Source organism: Collimonas sp., from assembly GCF_035566555.1.
Classification (GTDB): domain Bacteria; phylum Pseudomonadota; class Gammaproteobacteria; order Burkholderiales; family Burkholderiaceae_D; genus Collimonas.
Genome location: NZ_DATMRB010000093.1, coordinates 1 through 16,033, shown reverse-complemented (window position 1 = coordinate 16,033; position 16,033 = coordinate 1). Strand labels below are relative to the sequence as shown.

At 56.6% G+C, this 16,033-nt stretch carries 19 protein-coding genes, 2 tRNA genes and 1 pseudogene; 15 read left to right on the top strand and 7 right to left on the bottom strand.

The annotated features are described in order from the left end of the window. From VNZ65_RS12070 to VNZ65_RS12050, 5 genes and pseudogenes are all read left to right on the top strand, one after another. Window positions 1–190, top strand: a pseudogene (locus tag VNZ65_RS12070) (hypothetical protein); the annotation flags it as partial. 5 nt (window positions 191–195) lie between these two features. Continuing rightward, a complete protein-coding gene (locus VNZ65_RS12065; protein ID WP_325669262.1) occupies window positions 196–684 on the top strand; it encodes a hypothetical protein in 489 nt (162 codons plus the stop codon). 3 nt (window positions 685–687) lie between these two features. Beyond that, window positions 688–1,581 carry a hypothetical protein gene (locus tag VNZ65_RS12060; protein WP_325669260.1) on the top strand — a complete coding sequence of 298 codons (894 nt, stop codon included), beginning with the start codon at window positions 688–690 and terminating at the stop codon, window positions 1,579–1,581. A gap of 3 nt (window positions 1,582–1,584) precedes the next feature. Further along, a complete protein-coding gene (locus VNZ65_RS12055; protein ID WP_325669258.1) occupies window positions 1,585–2,178 on the top strand; it encodes a hypothetical protein in 594 nt (197 codons plus the stop codon). Window positions 2,179–2,199: 21 nt separating this feature from the next. Beyond that, a complete protein-coding gene (locus VNZ65_RS12050) occupies window positions 2,200–2,676 on the top strand; it encodes a hypothetical protein (protein ID WP_325669256.1) in 477 nt (158 codons plus the stop codon). 185 nt (window positions 2,677–2,861) lie between these two features. On the opposite strand, the gene VNZ65_RS12045 is transcribed toward VNZ65_RS12050, so the two are convergent. Continuing rightward, the gene (locus VNZ65_RS12045; RefSeq protein ID WP_325669254.1) at window positions 2,862–3,119 is read right to left on the bottom strand and encodes a hypothetical protein; all 258 of its coding nucleotides are present in this window, start codon (window positions 3,117–3,119) and stop codon (window positions 2,862–2,864) included. A 138-nt stretch (window positions 3,120–3,257) separates the two neighbouring features. On the opposite strand from VNZ65_RS12045, the gene VNZ65_RS12040 reads away from it, so the two are divergent. The 6 genes from VNZ65_RS12040 to VNZ65_RS12015 all read left to right on the top strand — a co-directional run bounded on the left by VNZ65_RS12040 (window position 3,258) and on the right by VNZ65_RS12015 (window position 6,329). After that, a complete protein-coding gene (locus VNZ65_RS12040; protein ID WP_325669253.1) occupies window positions 3,258–4,205 on the top strand; it encodes a hypothetical protein in 948 nt (315 codons plus the stop codon). 8 nt (window positions 4,206–4,213) lie between these two features. After that, complete coding sequence (locus VNZ65_RS12035) at window positions 4,214–4,540, top strand: hypothetical protein (RefSeq protein WP_325669251.1); 327 nt, start codon at window positions 4,214–4,216, stop codon at window positions 4,538–4,540. Window positions 4,541–4,804: 264 nt separating this feature from the next. Further along, window positions 4,805–5,215: a DUF5675 family protein gene (locus tag VNZ65_RS12030; protein WP_325669249.1), complete on the top strand. Its 411-nt coding sequence runs from the start codon at window positions 4,805–4,807 to the stop codon at window positions 5,213–5,215. Further along, window positions 5,112–5,585 carry a putative holin gene (locus VNZ65_RS12025; RefSeq protein ID WP_325669247.1) on the top strand — a complete coding sequence of 158 codons (474 nt, stop codon included), beginning with the start codon at window positions 5,112–5,114 and terminating at the stop codon, window positions 5,583–5,585. The genes VNZ65_RS12030 and VNZ65_RS12025 overlap by 104 nt, the downstream gene beginning before the upstream one ends. Further along, entirely contained in the window at window positions 5,578–5,856 is a 279-nt protein-coding gene (locus VNZ65_RS12020; RefSeq protein WP_325669245.1) for a phage holin family protein, read from the top strand. The genes VNZ65_RS12025 and VNZ65_RS12020 overlap by 8 nt, the downstream gene beginning before the upstream one ends. Continuing rightward, window positions 5,853–6,329 carry a hypothetical protein gene (locus VNZ65_RS12015; protein WP_325669243.1) on the top strand — a complete coding sequence of 159 codons (477 nt, stop codon included), beginning with the start codon at window positions 5,853–5,855 and terminating at the stop codon, window positions 6,327–6,329. The genes VNZ65_RS12020 and VNZ65_RS12015 overlap by 4 nt, the downstream gene beginning before the upstream one ends. 131 nt (window positions 6,330–6,460) lie before the next feature. Here the strand turns inward: VNZ65_RS12015 and VNZ65_RS12010 are convergent, their stop codons facing one another. Next, window positions 6,461–6,871: a transposase gene (locus VNZ65_RS12010; protein WP_325669264.1), complete on the bottom strand. Its 411-nt coding sequence runs from the start codon at window positions 6,869–6,871 to the stop codon at window positions 6,461–6,463. A 276-nt stretch (window positions 6,872–7,147) separates the two neighbouring features. Between VNZ65_RS12010 and VNZ65_RS12005 the strand changes: the two genes are divergently transcribed. Both VNZ65_RS12005 and VNZ65_RS12000 read left to right on the top strand, forming a co-directional pair. Then, the gene (locus VNZ65_RS12005) at window positions 7,148–8,377 is read left to right on the top strand and encodes a hypothetical protein (protein WP_325669241.1); all 1,230 of its coding nucleotides are present in this window, start codon (window positions 7,148–7,150) and stop codon (window positions 8,375–8,377) included. A gap of 94 nt (window positions 8,378–8,471) precedes the next feature. Continuing rightward, complete coding sequence (locus tag VNZ65_RS12000) at window positions 8,472–8,846, top strand: hypothetical protein (RefSeq protein ID WP_325669239.1); 375 nt, start codon at window positions 8,472–8,474, stop codon at window positions 8,844–8,846. A gap of 273 nt (window positions 8,847–9,119) precedes the next feature. Here VNZ65_RS12000 and VNZ65_RS11995 read toward each other — a convergent pair. The 5 genes from VNZ65_RS11995 to VNZ65_RS11975 form a co-directional block, all read right to left on the bottom strand. Further along, a tRNA-His gene (locus tag VNZ65_RS11995) sits at window positions 9,120–9,195 on the bottom strand. Between the two features lie 100 nt (window positions 9,196–9,295). Continuing rightward, on the bottom strand, window positions 9,296–10,162 hold the full coding sequence (murI, locus tag VNZ65_RS11990; protein WP_325669237.1) for a glutamate racemase: 867 nt from the start codon (window positions 10,160–10,162) through the stop codon (window positions 9,296–9,298). Between the two features lie 12 nt (window positions 10,163–10,174). After that, a complete protein-coding gene (locus VNZ65_RS11985; protein WP_061946414.1) occupies window positions 10,175–11,713 on the bottom strand; it encodes a fumarate hydratase in 1,539 nt (512 codons plus the stop codon). A gap of 79 nt (window positions 11,714–11,792) precedes the next feature. Continuing rightward, complete coding sequence (locus tag VNZ65_RS11980; protein WP_325669235.1) at window positions 11,793–12,407, bottom strand: TIGR00645 family protein; 615 nt, start codon at window positions 12,405–12,407, stop codon at window positions 11,793–11,795. A gap of 102 nt (window positions 12,408–12,509) precedes the next feature. Beyond that, entirely contained in the window at window positions 12,510–13,406 is an 897-nt protein-coding gene (locus VNZ65_RS11975) for a DMT family transporter (RefSeq protein WP_325669233.1), read from the bottom strand. A 225-nt stretch (window positions 13,407–13,631) separates the two neighbouring features. On the opposite strand from VNZ65_RS11975, the gene acs reads away from it, so the two are divergent. Next, window positions 13,632–15,614, top strand: a complete 1,983-nt coding sequence (gene acs / locus VNZ65_RS11970) for an acetate--CoA ligase (RefSeq protein WP_325669231.1) — start codon at window positions 13,632–13,634, stop codon at window positions 15,612–15,614. Between the two features lie 168 nt (window positions 15,615–15,782). Next, a tRNA-Ser gene (locus VNZ65_RS11965) sits at window positions 15,783–15,873 on the top strand. Window positions 15,874–16,033 lie beyond the last annotated feature (160 nt).

Genomic DNA, 16,033 nt, shown 5'->3' with positions numbered 1-16,033 from the left:
CGGCGGCAAGTTCAATGCCAAGGTGTACGAGGGAACGCCATCGCAGTTCTCGGTCGCCAAGCCGATCTACGACTGCTTCATCCAGCTGGACAACCCGGATCGGGATTGGGAAAATCGTTCCCAGGTGCTCAATATCTCAGGCACGCTGTTTTTCCATTACTTTAACGAAGAAATCCCTGGCAACATTTAATTGTCATGGTGGACTTCTCTATAACGCTTAAAGCGCTGGCAACGCGTTTTGCTGAAAAGGAGCGCCCGGTTGGCATCGTTCTGGATGAAGAGAGCGCGCTTGCCCAGGCGCTGGCCGCCGCGCGCTTTTGCAGCGGATACGGCACGTTTGAGAGCTTACTGCCGGCAGAGCCCATTGATGCCGTGCTACCAGTCAGGGAGCGCGATCCGTGGAGTTTCACGACTTCCTTTCCGCGCTTTCCGGTTCCGGGCGATCCGTATCCAGTTGGCGGCTTTGTCGAGAATGAAACACTGCTGACTCAGAGCGAGTGGGCGATTGTGCGCCCGCTGTTTGTCCTCTACGTGGAACGTGAAAACGCCATCTATCTGGAGGCGTCGCGCTCGCTGGGTGTGGATGTCTATGGTCGTTCGGCGTCCGAGATCGCCCAGGACATCACGCAAAAGGAGCTGGACGTACAGCGGCTGATGTTTTGCATGCCCGTCATTACGGTATAGGGCATGCAGATTATTCTTTCATCCGGCGTGGCTTTGCATGGCGACTTGCTGCTGAGCGCTTGCTTGCATTCTGATTTGGCACCGGTGCCGATGACGCTGGAAGCCATCGTCAGAGCCAGCGATGAAACGATTGCTGCTCTCAAGCAGGGTGAGAAAATCAGCCTGGCCAGCGAGGGCTATGAATTTCGCATCGTCCAAGTCAAACGCAACAAGGCGTCTCCGAATGTGCAGGGTGACGATATGGTAGCTGTTCTACATATCGTGGCCTTGTTCGAGCCCTGCCATCAGATCGCTTTTCGCCGTAAAACAGCAGTGATCAAGGAAGGCGCTACGCTGGGCAGCATCTACGGCGCTTGTGGCGCGCGCGTAAAAATCAATGCCGATTATTCCATCGCGCGCTTTGCCTGTCTGGCCGGCGGCGTCCCCAGCTATGAAATAGCCAAGGTGCTACAGGAAGAGGGTGGAGCCATTTATACGGATGGCCGCGAAGTTACATTCACGCGGCTGCAGGATATTTTTAAGCAAGAACCGATTCTGAGTCTGGAATATGACACCACGGAGAATATCGAGAGTGGATTTATGGAGCGACATGAAGTGCCGTCCTTCTTTTCGATCGATGCGGCCGGCGCGTTCGTGTATGGCAACAGTTCCAAAGTCCGGGTGATTGGGTATCAGCCGAGAACCGATGTGCGCGTGCTATGGAACATGACGCGCACGCTGGTGCAGAAAAAAATCATGACGACCGACTATTTGCCAGCGGCGAACGCCGGCAGGGCCATCGAAATAGAGCGCGTCAAATACGCCATCATTACCGCCGCCCATGCCTTTGAGGGCGGCTCCGACGGAGGCGACAGCCGGATGTATACGAAGTTCTGGCTTGGCGCCATGGAAGAATAAATTATGCTGCCTGCGCGTATTCCCGGCATCGTCCGATCTTACCTGGCGGCCTCGCGTGAGTGCCGTGTCGAAATCCCTGGTTTGACAGATGGGGCCGATGTGCTGCCGTTGGCGGGAATTGAGTATCCGATTGGCGACAAGAGCAAGGCTGCCAGCCACGCTACCGAGATCGAGATAGTGCCCGGCGATCTGGTCTGGCTGGCATTCGAGGGTGGCGATCCGCGCTATCCGATCATTACGGGTTTTCGCAATCCTCGAAGCGGCAATGCGATTGACTGGCGACGTTGGCATCACGCAAATATCGAATTGACCGCAGACGGAATCTTCCGTGTGAACTGCGCGCGCTATGAGATCAATGCCAGCGAATTAGTCGATGTCAAAACGCCGCAAGCGACGTTTTCAGAAATGGTTACGTCCGTTGGCCTGCTCACGTATCAGGGCGGCTTGGCCGGATCCGGCGGCAGCGGCGGAGCATCGGCCAAGATACAAGGCGGCATCGAGAATACCGGTGGCGAGATTATTAGCAACGGCATCGGGGTGGAATCGCACCATCACGACGAACACGACGGCCCACCTACTGGCCGGGCAAAAGCTTAATCAACAATGACAAGGAACGGTATGGCAAAGAATCTCATTTTCAGTTTTGACGATATGGGCGGCAAGAAAGATGCGGCGACTCGTGCAGTAGTACGCTACTTCGCGCGTGCGGGCTCCCACATCGTTCAGGGCGACGTATCGCCCAATATTAAGCGCTCATCTGGCGTGTCCTATCGGGAAATGGTGCTGACGTTCACCGATAGCCAGGTGGTGACGTTTTCCATTAAACAATCGGGGGATATATTTCAGGTCAAGCTGAACGGGAAGATCGTGCCGCTTAAAAACCAGGACGACCAGGCTGCGGCCATTGGCGAGATGGTCGGCATGATGGATGCCGGCCGCTCGAAATTTCAGGCCGCCATGGCGAAGGTGCGCATCCAGTTACCGGACAGCATACGGACAGCGGCGCCAAGAATGGAAGTTGCGTTACAAGAAAAATCGGCGGCGCTGGATGTCGCCATCGCTGCCATCACGGAGGATATTGCGGCATTGGCCTAAATCCCGCGAAGATGGAAAACCGTCAAAAGTAGCATCACGTCACCGCGTAATAATGGAATTGCACATACCGCGTGGGTACTTCACCTGCGCCGACATTGGGGCAAATCTAAATTACGACAAGGGTGATCTATGCCAAAGCAACATGCGGAATATAACAACGCAAAAACAGAAAAAGTCAGTACGTTTTACACGAAATTGAAGGAAACGGCGGTCAGCAGCACCGGCGTGTTTGATTCTGCCAGCGCAGGCGCATTCATTGCCGACGCGCAGAGCCTGTCCGCATCGATTACGGGTGTCGAGGTCCCAGAGGATCTGCAGATCCTTTTGATGAGTCGGGTGATGGGCGTGCCGGCATCGCTGGCGCCATTCTGGACGGGGCGGCCTTCTACGAGGCAGAACACGGCGTCGAACCGACCGCCGACGTGCTGCAATGGGCTATTCACCAAGCCTATGCAACATCGGAAAGCGCTCGCTCCAAGTACAAGCTCGACTCGGCGTCTAATCTGGCGCACGACCCCCTATCTTTGCAACAAAATCGCGCAGTCATCTCGATTACTGCCGCCTTGGCAGAAGCTATTCCCGTGGCGAACTATCTGCCGGCTGACATTGGCTCGAATGAAGCGCCGTTGGTGATCGTCTCGCACGAGGCCGGTAGCACCTTCGGCCACTATGGCGCCGGCGACCTGATGGATGGCGTCCTAAGCGGTCGTGCCTATACCTCGGCACAGCGTACCCACCTGCTGAAACGGACCGGCGATGACTTCGGTGGCACGGTTACGCCGATTCAACTGACGGCGGATACCTGCGACCAGGATGCGCCATCGGCCAAATTGCTCAAGGGGCGCACCATCATCTACATCAACGGCTTGCCGGTGGCGAAAGAGACCAGCGCCGATGCGCCGGCGTCGGCATCGCCGATTAGCGGCTATGTCCGTCTGGGCGGCACACTCTTTACCGTGTCCGGTTCGATGAATTCGGACACCGGTGCCGTGAAAGTGACAACCGTGCCAGCCTTGCCGGCGAACACCCCGGTGATTGCTGAGGCGGTCATCGACTTCGAGAACAACAAGGGCATTATCCCGATCGTCAATACCATTGCGACACGCTTTATCTTGCGCGCTTCGCCATGGAAAGCCAACGCCTTTGTCTCGACCGATAGCCAAACACAGATGGCCAATGAAATCGGCTTGAATCCCATGGGCGAATCGATGCTGGCCATTCGTAACCAGTTTGCCAATGAACGCCATTACCAGGTGCTGGAGAAGGCTGCCCGCATTGGCGCCAACAACGCCATGGTGTGGGATTTCAAGTGGGATACCCAAGGTCTGGAAAAGACCCGCGCGCAGATCTGGCAGGACGGTTCCTGCATCCTCGGTGCGGCCAGCCAACAGATGGCCGAAGACACCATGGATCACGGCATCACCCATCTGTACGTGTCGAAGAAAATGGCGGCGATGATCCAGGGTCTGCCAAGCACCTTGTTTGCCCCATCGGGTGTGACTGCCCGTCCCGGCAACTGCACTGGATGATTGGTGGCATGGCGGCACAGCTATTGCGCATCGGCGAGCAAGCGCCGGATCCTGATCGGGATTCCTTGAATTATCTGGAATGGCTGAAAGGCAGAATGCAGATTATCAGCGCCTATCCTGAGTCGGAATTTTTAGGGCTGCTCGCCATGCGACATCGCGGCAATAAATTGCTGACGCATTTCTTTTCGATTGAAGAGAGCGAAGAGGGTTTTATTGCATTACCGCATGAGGGGTCGGAGGCTGAATCTTTGCCTCCGGCCCGATTTCCAGTTTCAGCCTGCGTTAGCGAGTTCGCGAAGAGAGTTGGTGGAAAACCTGCGAAATATGGCGGTTAGCCTGAGCTTATATTCCAGTACATCTTACCCAGACGCGATGCGCATGTGCATTTCCGATGCGCGCGATTTTCTCGAATCGAAAGCATTTGAGAGTTGGGTAAAAAATCGGGAGTTGGAGCAAAAGGTGCAGCTTGCTTTGGTTGGCCGCCTTGACGGGGTAATTAAAGCAATAGGAGGATTAGGCAAGGCCATCAGTAGATAGGTGCCTGCCGCCTGTATGCATTTGCTTCGACCATTCATTGATGAATTTACTGGAAGAGCAAAATGCAAATCGTATTACAGCGCAACAAGTCGGCGTCATCTTGTACGACAGGGCGCTTATCAATTGATGGCGTATTCGAGTGTTTCACGCTTGAGGATGTCGTGAGGCCTGTAAAAATAAAGGGAGAAACAGCAATTGCCGCTGGCACTTACGACGTGGCGATAACGATGTCAGCGCGATTTAAACGTCCGCTGCCATTGTTGTTGAACGTACCGAATTACGAAGGGATTCGGATTCATCCGGGTAACACGGCTGCTGATACTGAGGGCTGCATCTTGCCTGGCCGTGTGCTAGGCAAGGAAGCGGTGCTTGAAAGCCGCGCTGCGTTTAATTCTCTTTTTGAGAAAATCCAAGGCGCTATTACTCGGAAAGAAAAAGTATCAATCAAGATCATTGACGGCGCAGCCAAATAACTTTGAAAGGTTGAATATGGCCGAGCCAAATACTTCTGCTGTTGTGGCTACTACCGTGGCGATGGGCAGTCTTTCTACTTTGCTTGGGATAGACGGAAATGCGTTGATCGGCGCATTTGCCGGCGGCGCATTAATTGCCATCAGTAGTAAAAATCTATCACCCGTTGAACGCTTTGCTTACATGTGCATTTCAATCATTGCCGGCTATCTGACTGCACCCGAGCTCCTGGCAATGACACCGCTCCAACAAAGCGGCGTGGCCGCATTTATTGCGGCAGCGGCGGCAATCGCACTTGTAATGCGGGGGCTGGCGTTAATTAAAATGATACAACTGCCGACATGGCTCAAAGGAGGGGATCGCAATGGATAATCAGTTCATGACCTTGATTGCCCTATTGAGCTACGCGGCGACATGCTTACGCTTGTTGGCCTATCGACGTGGATTGGCCAATTACAAGCTCAGCGTGTCGCTGTTTGCCTGGATGCTGATTGTTTTTTCGGGGACGCGGGCGCTGGAGATATTGTTCGCATTTGGGCACGCGGGCATTACCTTCAGCCAGGCTGGCATAGCTGCGGCCCTGTTCTTGTTTGTATATCGGGCCAATGGGAATGTGGCCGAGATCATGCGGAGGTGGCTGTGATCAGCGTCCTAGATCCGCGTCTTTGGCTGGTCGTTATATTCATCGCTATCGCTACATTCTTTGCCGGTAAATATGACGAGCATCGTGTTACGGCCGCCTTGGATAACGAAGCACAGCAAGTACTGAAGGATGCAAATGACCGCGCCGATTCAGCAGAACAAAAGATTCTCTCCAATGATAAAGAGGCCAAACGTGCAAAAGAAAAGGAAATTGCGATTATCAATCGTGCTCATGCCATTACTGTTGCAGGGCTGCAGCAGCGGCTTGCGCGTCGTGCAGACGCCGGTGCCGCAGGTACCGGAACGATTGGCCAATGCGCGGGTGCTAGCGGAGCCGAACTTTCTAAAGAGGATGGACGATTTCTTGCAGGGGAAGCTTCCCGAGCCGATCGTTACGTCATCGAACTGAATGCTTGCAATGCTCGATATGATGGGGTGGCTGAGCAGATAAATAGAATGACAACGAAGCAATAAATTATTTTTGGCTATCTTGCGACTACCTCGAATAACTCGTTTTTGACGCGATGAGGCGGCGCAACGTAGTTCGACGAATTTGGATTTCTTTTGGTTTCTCGATGCCGGAACATTCATTCTAGCACTCTCTATCAGCCCGATCGTTCCGACTGAAGGTCGAGTTTTGGTCCTCGGTTTTCTAGTTGGAACGCCGGGAGACCTCGTTCTTTCAAAAATACAAGTCGTTGCAGGTTGTAACTCGCGGCTTTGAGGTTCAAGGTGAACGTGGTGCGTACGATTTCATACAGCGCACCAGCATGCCGACTACCCAAACCCGCCTGCGCCCGGCGATCCCGGAATAGCCAGATCGTCTTTGCATCGGGAATCGGACTGTTCTTGATGAACCCGAGGAATTGCAGAAAGCCGCGGTGGTCGAGCAGTTGATACTCAGGCGCGTCGTCGGCTAGCTTGTAAAACTGTTGCGGCACCAGAATCTTGGCCATCAGGATCGCCGGATACGGAGGCCGTCTTCCCCCTGCATGTCGAGTGTGGAGGTGATGGATTGGCGTGCGAGGTTCATTGCCATGTCGCTATTTTCTCAAATATCAAGCTATCACTTTTAACAGATTGTTATATGGCATTGCTTGTCTAGACTGAAGACCCTGGGTTCTCTCTGTGGTTCTGCATTAACGCGCCGTAGGTGGGATGTGGTCGCTGCGTGTCGACCTGCCGCTTCAACGCGGTGGAGGGCCACAGAACACTTTGCCAGCGCTCAGCACACATGGATCTGCCCATGTGTTTTTAACCATTTTTGATGAATCAACCAAAGGAGCTCGAACATGATAGCTATGGGGAAAAAATGTTTGTATGTGCTGTGCCTGGCTGCATCGTCCAGCTTTTGTCTCGGCGTTTCAACAGCCCATGCGGCGACGCTGACCAGCGAAGGGCACGCCGCAGGTGCGCAATGTGGTGCCAGTGGAGTCAACAATACGGGTGTCGTGACCGGTAGCTGCAATCCGGGTAACGGCACTGGCGCCGCTGTCGCCTACGTTTCAGCTACATTAGGAGCGGAAACGACATTGCCCGCAATAGCCACCGGTCAAACATGTGGTGCTGGCGGTATCACCAACAGCGGCGTGATTGTGGGCAGGTGTGCCGATGCGAATGATAACGTGTTTGCAGTGACCTGGAACGCGAATGCGCCGACCAACCCACCTACCTTACTAAATCCGCTTCCAGGATTGCTTGGCTTGGGTGAAGATGTCAGTACGGGCGCAACTGGATTTGATCAACTTGGTGCGGTGATCGGGGAGAGTGTTAGCCCCACCGGGACGGCGACGGCAGTGCTCTGGCCAGCTGGCAGTAGTAGCGCCATCGCAGTATCGTCGCCGGGTGATAATTGCGGAGCGACCGATGTCAATAACACCTTGGTCAATGGGGAGCCCAGCGTAGCGCTAAACTGCCCCAACGCGAAAGGCACCAACATTGCGAAGATTGCACAATATACACCTCTCGGTTATGAGGCGAGGCCGCTGCCGCTGCCACAAAGTTATAGTTACTGTACGGTCGCTGGTATCAATAACAGCTTGCAAGCAGTCGGTACCTGTCATACGTTGGCACCGGATAAGCCGGCCACGGCATTCTGGTCTACTATCACCAGCGCACCGACAATGCTAACGCTGGTAGGCAATCCAATCAATGCCGCTCAGTTCATCAATAACCGTGGACATGTCATTTTTAGTTATCAGACCTCTACTGGGCAAAGCGATTCAGGGTACTGGGATCCTGTGACTGGGGTTGTGAAGACGATACCGGATTTATTGGGCGGTACCCGTGCCGGTGTCGCTGGTTTTGCAGACAATGATACGGCCGTGGTCAATAGTGATGATGCTAATGAGACAGTGGAAGCTGCAATGTGGACATTCGCGAACGGTACGGTTCCCATCGGCTTTGAAGGTGGCGGGGTGGCGAGCGCACTGAGTGCCATATCGGAGAACGGACAATACGGGGTGGGTGCGGCGGAGAATAGTGGGCATAACCTGGATGCGGTAAGAACCCAGTTGCCTTAGTGATGCTCTGTCGAGGTAAACGACCTCGACCGAGCATGATAACCCCGTCAAATAATGGTGCTGATAAAGCGACCTACTTTAAAAGGGAAGTAACATGTTCCAGATCGACACAAAAAAGCTACTTGTTAGCATCAGCCTGACAACCCTAACGGCGCTCTCTACTGTGCCGGCCGGGGCCTATACCATAAGGACAAACGGTGAGGGAGAAGTAACGGGCTACGGATGCAACGACGGTAGAAATGCGGCTTATGGTTGTGGTGTATCAAATCAAGATTCGGGTCCTCGCTCTACGGTAGCAACAGACGCATGGGCGCGTGCTGGGACGCCAGAAGGATTGGCCGAAAGCAAGAGAAGCCATGAGGCGCAGATGTTGCAACACTTTTGCATGAGTCGATATCATGAAAATCCAACTGAGGAGGCGTTGAATTATGCCATAAAATGTATGACCCATCCCGATGATATACTTTAACTGTCTGAAATAGGGAGCGCACACTTGGCGCTGCTCCCCTCCGCATTGAACACTGGGGCAGCTGACGCCAAATCCTGCACAAAGACGGAGTTCACAAAAATAGCGCAAACCATTGTGTTAATAGGCCGGCTATTGGCGCTACTGCGCCGACTTTTAATGGGGGGGTAAATAAAAAAGCCACCCACACGGGGTAGCTTTAATTTCATCTTCCAAAATATGGAATTCCATCTTCCAAAAGTTAGCAGCTGCTATCGGCAAGAGCCTTGAATTAGTTGGGGTGGCTGACGGGACTCGAACCCGCGACAACAGGAATCACAATCCTGGACTCTACCAACTGAGCTACAGCCACCATTGCATTACTTCTGCAACATCTCAATGCTTGTTCAGCACCAAGACAGCTGGCTATTATACAAACTAACCTGCCGCCTGGCAAATCAAATAATGCAGAATTACGATATTCCTTCCGGCAAGGTGATCGTCGCCACTTGCGACACCGGCGGTTGCAGCTGCAGCAGGCTGGCGAAGGTGGTTTTGAGCATCGACACGCTGCCGGTGGCAAAAGCAGCCACGCTGCCTGTGTGCGCCTGCGTACGAAGCAAGCCATGCTCGCCCAGAACCCTGGCCAACTGGCGGCAGACAGCGTCGCCGGTGTCGATGATGGCTACCGGGGCATTGCTCAATTCCTGAACTACATCTTCGATCAGCGGCCGGATGAAAGGGTAGTGGGTGCAGCCCAGCACCAGCGTATCCGCCCCCTGTTCCAGCAGCGGCGCGACATAGCGCCGCACCAGCAGGGCGGTCTGGGGTGAGCGCAGTTCGCCTTTTTCGATCTGGTCGACCAGGCCGACGCAGGGTTGCAGGATGAAACGGACGCCGCTGGCGGCGCTGATCTGTTCCTGCAGCGCCAGCAGGCGGGCGCTGGACAGGGTGGCTTTGGTGGCCAGCACGCCGACGATCTTGCTGCGGGTTTGCGCGGCGGCGGGCTTGAGGCCGGGTTCGATGCCGATCACCGGCAAGGCCGGGTAGGCCGCGCGCACGGCCTTGATGGCGGCGGTGGTGGCGGTATTGCAGGCTACCACCAGCGCTTTGGCGCCGCTCTGCAGCAGGAATTCCGTCACCGCCAGGGTGCGCGCCGAAATCGCTGCTTCCGATCTGTCGCCATAGGGTGCGTAGGCGGAATCGGCGAAATACAAGAGGTCTTCGTGCGGCAGGTTGTGGTGGATGTGGCGCAGCACCGACAAGCCGCCGATGCCGGAATCGAAAATGCCGATGGGCGCGCTGGGCGCCATCGGCATGGTGTTACTGCTTGCGGTCATGGAGTTGACTGTTCAGATGGTGGTCACGGGGATTTTCGAGAGCGCTGCGTGCGCAATCTTTTCCTGCCATTCCTTCGGTCCGGTGTTGTGCACCGAGATGCCGTTGGAATCGACCGCCACCGTCACCGGCATGTCCTTGACGTCGAACTCGTAAATCGCTTCCATGCCGAGGTCGGCAAAGCCCAGCACCTGGGCCGACTTGATCGCCTTCGACACCAGGTAGGCGGCGCCGCCGACTGCCATCAGGTAAGCCGACTTGTGCTTCTTGATCGATTCGATCGCGGTCGGGCCGCGTTCCGATTTGCCGATCATCGAGATCAGGCCGGTCTGTTCCAGCATCATGTCGGTGAACTTGTCCATGCGGGTAGCAGTGGTCGGGCCAGCCGGGCCAACCACTTCGTCGCGCACCGGATCGACCGGGCCGACGTAATAGATGACGCGGTTGGTGAAATCGACCGGCAGCTTCTCGCCCTTGGCCAGCATCTCCTGGATACGTTTGTGGGCGGCGTCGCGGCCGGTCAGCATTTTGCCGTTCAACAGCAGGGTCTGGCCTGGCTTCCACGACGCCACTTCTTCCTTCGTCAGCGTGTTGAGGTCGACGCGCTTGGATTTTTCGGTGTCCGGCACCCAGTGCACTTCCGGCCATTCCGACAGCGATGGCGGTTCCATGTAGGCCGGGCCGGAGCCGTCCAGCACGAAGTGGCCGTGGCGGGTGGCGGCGCAGTTCGGGATCATCGCCACCGGCTTGGAAGCCGCGTGGGTCGGGTGCATCATGATCTTGACGTCGAGCACGGTGGTGAGGCCGCCCAGGCCCTGGGCGCCGATGCCCAGTGCATTGACTTTCTGGAACAGCTCGATGCGCAGTTCTTCGGTCTTGTTTTGCGGGCCGCGCTTGAGCAGGTCGTACATGTCGATATCTTCCATCAACACTTGCTTGGCCATCAGCATCGCCCGTTCGGCGGTGCCGCCGATGCCGATGCCGAGCATGCCCGGCGGGCACCAGCCGGCGCCCATGGTCGGCACGGTCTTCATGACCCAGTCGACCAGCGAATCGGAAGGATTCAGCATCACGAACTTGGTCTTGTTTTCCGAACCGCCGCCCTTGGCTGCGATCTGCACGTCCACGGTATTGCCAGGCACCAGCTCCATGTGCACCACGGCCGGGGTGTTGTCCTTGGTGTTCTTGCGTTCAAACTGTGGGTCGGCCACGATCGAGGCGCGCAGCATGTTGTCCGGGTTCAGGTAGCCGCGCCGCACGCCTTCGTTGACCGCATCGGTGATGGAACCCTTGAAGCCTTCGAAGCGCACGTCCATGCCGATCTTCAGGAAGACGTTGACGATACCGGTGTCCTGGCAGATCGGCCGCTTGCCTTCGGCACACATGCGCGAGTTGGTCAGGATCTGCGCGATGGCGTCCTTGGCGGCAGGATTCTGTTCCTGCTCATAGGCGCGCGCCAGGTGCTGGATGTAATCCACGGGATGGTAGTAGCTGATGTACTGCAGCGCAGCGGCTACCGACTCGATGAGGTCTTCTTGCTTGATCGTGGTCAGGGTGGCTAGAGTGGTCATGGCGTTTCTCGGTAAAAATTAAACAATGTAGGGTGGGCGCCTGTGCCCACGCGGATGTACTTTAATGCGCTCCGTTGGCCTGGTTCTGGGTCGCAGTCATGATGCGGTCGCACCAGGCGATCGCCAGCGCCGACAACAGGAAAGTGATGTGAATGCCGGTCTGCGCCAGCAGCGTCTTGACGTCATAGGCGTTGGCATTGATGAAGGTCTTCAGCAGATGGATAGAGGAAATGCCGATGATCGCCATCGCCAGCTTGACCTTCAGCACCGAGGCGTTCACATGCGACAGCCACTCCGGCTGGTCCGGATGGCTCTCCAGGTTCATGCGCGAGACAAAGGTTTCATAGCCGCCGACGATCACCATGATCAGCAGGTTGGAAATCATCACAACGTCGATCAGTCCCAGCACCACCAGCATGATGGTGGCTTCGGTCAGCTTGGTCGGGCGCACCGCGCCATCGATCGTGACCACATCCAGGATGTGTTCCAGCGAAGCCGCATTGCCGAACACGGCGCCGATCAGGTCGGTCAGTTCAACCCAGAAATGGAACACATAGACGCACTGCGCCAGAATCAGGCCGAGATACAGCGGCAGCTGCAGCCAGCGGCTCATGAAAATCAGGTTCGGCAGGAGGCCTATGGCTTTTTTGGCCGGGGAAGGTTGAATGTTGCTCATTGGTATTGTTTGGCGTGGCGACGGTGAGATAAGCTACAAAAAAGGGTACAAAAACAGTGCAAAAACGCTAAAAAATGCTGCGGCAGCGGAAGCGACGCTATTTTACACTTCTTGCACCGCTTTCACGGACTGCGGCCAGCTGGCCACCGCAATGCCGGTCAGCACCAGCGCCAGCGCCACGAAATGCGCCCAGCCCAGGCTCTCATGCAGGAACACCACGCCGATGAAGGCAGCCGCCAGCGGCATCAGGGCGGTGAAAATGCCCGCCACATTGGCTTGCACATGCTTGGTGCCGGTCAGCCACAGCCAGAACACGAACACGCTGGCCGCCACCGCATACCAGAGGATCAGCAGCCACATGCTGGCCGTGACCACGCTGAAATCGAAAGACAGGGCAGCCGTCAGGCCGATGGGCAGCATCAGCAGCAGGCCGAACAGATGGCTGTAGGCGGTAATCCGCAGCGGCGACAGGGTTTGCGTCAGGCGCTTGGAGAGCACCACATAGGTGGCTTCGCACAGCACCGCGGCGATGATGAACAGGTTGCCGACCAGAGGAGTGGTGGCGCCGTCGCCGCTATCGCCCTTGCTCAGGTTGAGCACGGCGATGCCGGCGATCGCCAGCAGGATCGAAGCCAGCGTGCGCGCCTGCAGCCTCTCCTTGAGGATCAGGCGCGACAGGATCGCTACCGCCGCCGGCAAGGTGCTGGTGATCACGCCGGCAGCGGTGGCGGTAGTGTGCTGGACGCCGTACAGCATGCACAAAGTAAACAGGAAAGTGCCGAAGAAAGCCTGGCCGAACAAGGTCAGCCATTCGTGGCGCGCCAGCCGCGGCGCCGCCTTGAAGAACTGCGGCGCCATCACGATCACGGCGATGACGAAGCGCAGCAGGGCGAACACCAGCACCGGCACGACGGCGATGACGGCCTTGCCGAAACCGATGTTGGCGCCCACCAGCATCATGGCCAGCGCCAGGTAAACATAGGATTTTGTGTGATGCATGGGCTGTAGGAATAAGCTGAATGTGCGATGATATCCGATTGTGGTGCTCTGGTAGCGCTAGCATCAATCTATAGTAAGCCGTAGGGGGGGCACATCGTGCCCACGCAGAACGCCGCTCATTCGGCGTGCGGATTCAGGGTGGGCAGAAACCTGCCCACCCTGCGTAAGGCTTGAGTAAGTGTAAAAGTTTATTGTCAGCGGTAATTACTAAAAGCAGGAGACAGCATGGCGAACATCGAAACCTTTGGCCAGGAAACCCGCATTTTCCCGGCCCCGGCAGAATTTTCCAAGACTGCAGCGATTTCCGGCATGGACGCCTACCGCGCCCTGGTCGCCGAAGCCGAGCAGGATGAACAGGGTTTCTGGGGCCGCCTGGCCCGTGAAAACCTGCAATGGCACAAGCCATTCACCAAGGTGCTGGATGAATCCAACGCACCGTTCTACAAATGGTTCGACGACGGCAAGCTGAACGTTTCCTACAACTGCCTCGATGTCCATCTGACTAACGGCAACGCCGACAAGGTCGCCGTCATCTTTGAAACCGACGGCGGCGATGTCAGCAAGGTCACCTACCGCGAACTGCACCAGAAAGTCTGTCAGTTCGCCAACGGCTTGAAATCGCTGGGCATCAAGAAAGGCGACCGCGTCGTCATCTACATGCCGATGTCGGTCGAAGGGGTGGTGGCAATGCAAGCCTGCGCCCGCATCGGCGCCACTCACTCGGTAGTGTTCGGCGGCTTCTCCGCCAAGTCGCTGCAGGAACGCATCATCGACGCCGGCGCAGTCGCCGTGCTGACCGCCGACGAACAGGCGCGCGGCGGCAAGCGCCTGCCGCTCAAATCCATCGTCGACGAAGCGCTGGCGCTGGGCGGCTGCGACACCATCAGGAACGTCGTGGTCTACAAGCGCACCGGCGGCGACATCAGCTTTACTGCCGGGCGCGACCTCTGGCTGCATGAACTGGTCGCAACGCAGGCTGACGTCTGCGAGCCGGAGTGGGTCGATGCCGAACATCCGCTCTTCATCTTGTATACTTCCGGCTCGACCGGCACGCCCAAGGGCGTGCAGCACTCCTCCGGCGGCTACCTGCTGTGGGCGGCGCTGACCATGAAGTGGGTGTTCGACATCAAGCCCGACGATGTCTACTGGTGCACCGCCGACATCGGCTGGATCACTGGCCACACCTATATTGCCTACGGCCCGACCGCGGTCGGCGCTACCCAGATCATCTTTGAAGGCGTGCCGACTTTCCCCAACGCCGGCCGTTTCTGGGACATGGTGCAACGGCACAAAGCCACCATTTTCTACACCGCGCCGACCGCGATCCGTTCGCTGATCAAGGCCGCCGATGCCGACCAGAAAATCCATCCATCGCAATACGACCTGTCGTCGCTGCGGTTGCTGGGATCGGTCGGCGAACCGATCAATCCGGAAGCCTGGATGTGGTACCACAAGCATATCGGCGGCGAGCGCTGCCCCATCGTCGACACCTTCTGGCAAACCGAAACCGGCGGCCACATGATCTCGCCGCTGCCGGGCGCGACGCCGCTGGTGCCGGGTTCCTGCACCTTGCCGCTGCCAGGCATCCAGGCCGTGATCGTCGACGAAGCCGGGCACGAACTGCCGGATGGCATCGGCGGCATCTTGGTCGTCAAGCGCCCATGGCCTTCGATGATCCGCGCCATCTGGAACAATCCGGAACGCTTCAAGAGCGCCTACTTCCCGCCTGAGTTCGGCGGCAAGCTCTATCTCGCCGGCGACGGCGCCATCCGCAACAAGGACACCGGCTACTTCACCATCACCGGCCGCATCGACGACGTGCTGAACGTCTCCGGCCATCGCATGGGCACCATGGAAATCGAATCGGCGCTGGTTGCCAATCCGATCGTGGCTGAAGCGGCGGTCGTCGGCAAGCCGGACGACACCACCGGCGAAGCCATCTGCGCCTTCGTCGTCCTCAAGCGCAGCCGTCCGACTGGCGACGAAGCCAAGCAGATCGCCAAGGAACTGCGCGACTGGGTGGCCAAGGAAATCGGCCCGATCGCCAAGCCACGGGAAATCCGCTTCGGCGACAACCTGCCGAAGACTCGCTCCGGCAAGATCATGCGGCGTTTGCTGCGGGTATTGGCGAAAGGGGAGGAAATCACCCAGGATGTTTCTACTTTGGAAAATCCAGCGATCCTGGAGCAGCTCAAGGAAGCGCAATAATTCCTTGATTTGATAAATTGGGCGAAGTTGCAGGATGAAGCGGCAGCTTTGCCGGCAAATCCATCAAAGTGGGCGGCATGGGACAGAAACCTCTACTTCTTCCCGATTTGTTGCTATAATACGCGGCTTCGTGAAATTCAAATTGCACGAAGCGCTGTTGTAGATGCAGGAGAGATGGATGAGTGGTTGAAGTCGCACGCCTGGAAAGCGTGTATAGGTTCATAGCCTATCCGGGGTTCGAATCCCCGTCTCTCCGCCAAGTATTAGTTTCAAGTAGGTCTAAGAAGTCCCAGAACCCGCATATCTCACTATGAGAATGCGGGTTTTTCGTTTCATGACGTCTCAGTTGGTTCATTGACATCCCAAAAAATCGGGGGTACTTTCGGGGGTATCAAAAGCACCCCTTGGGGGTACTCATA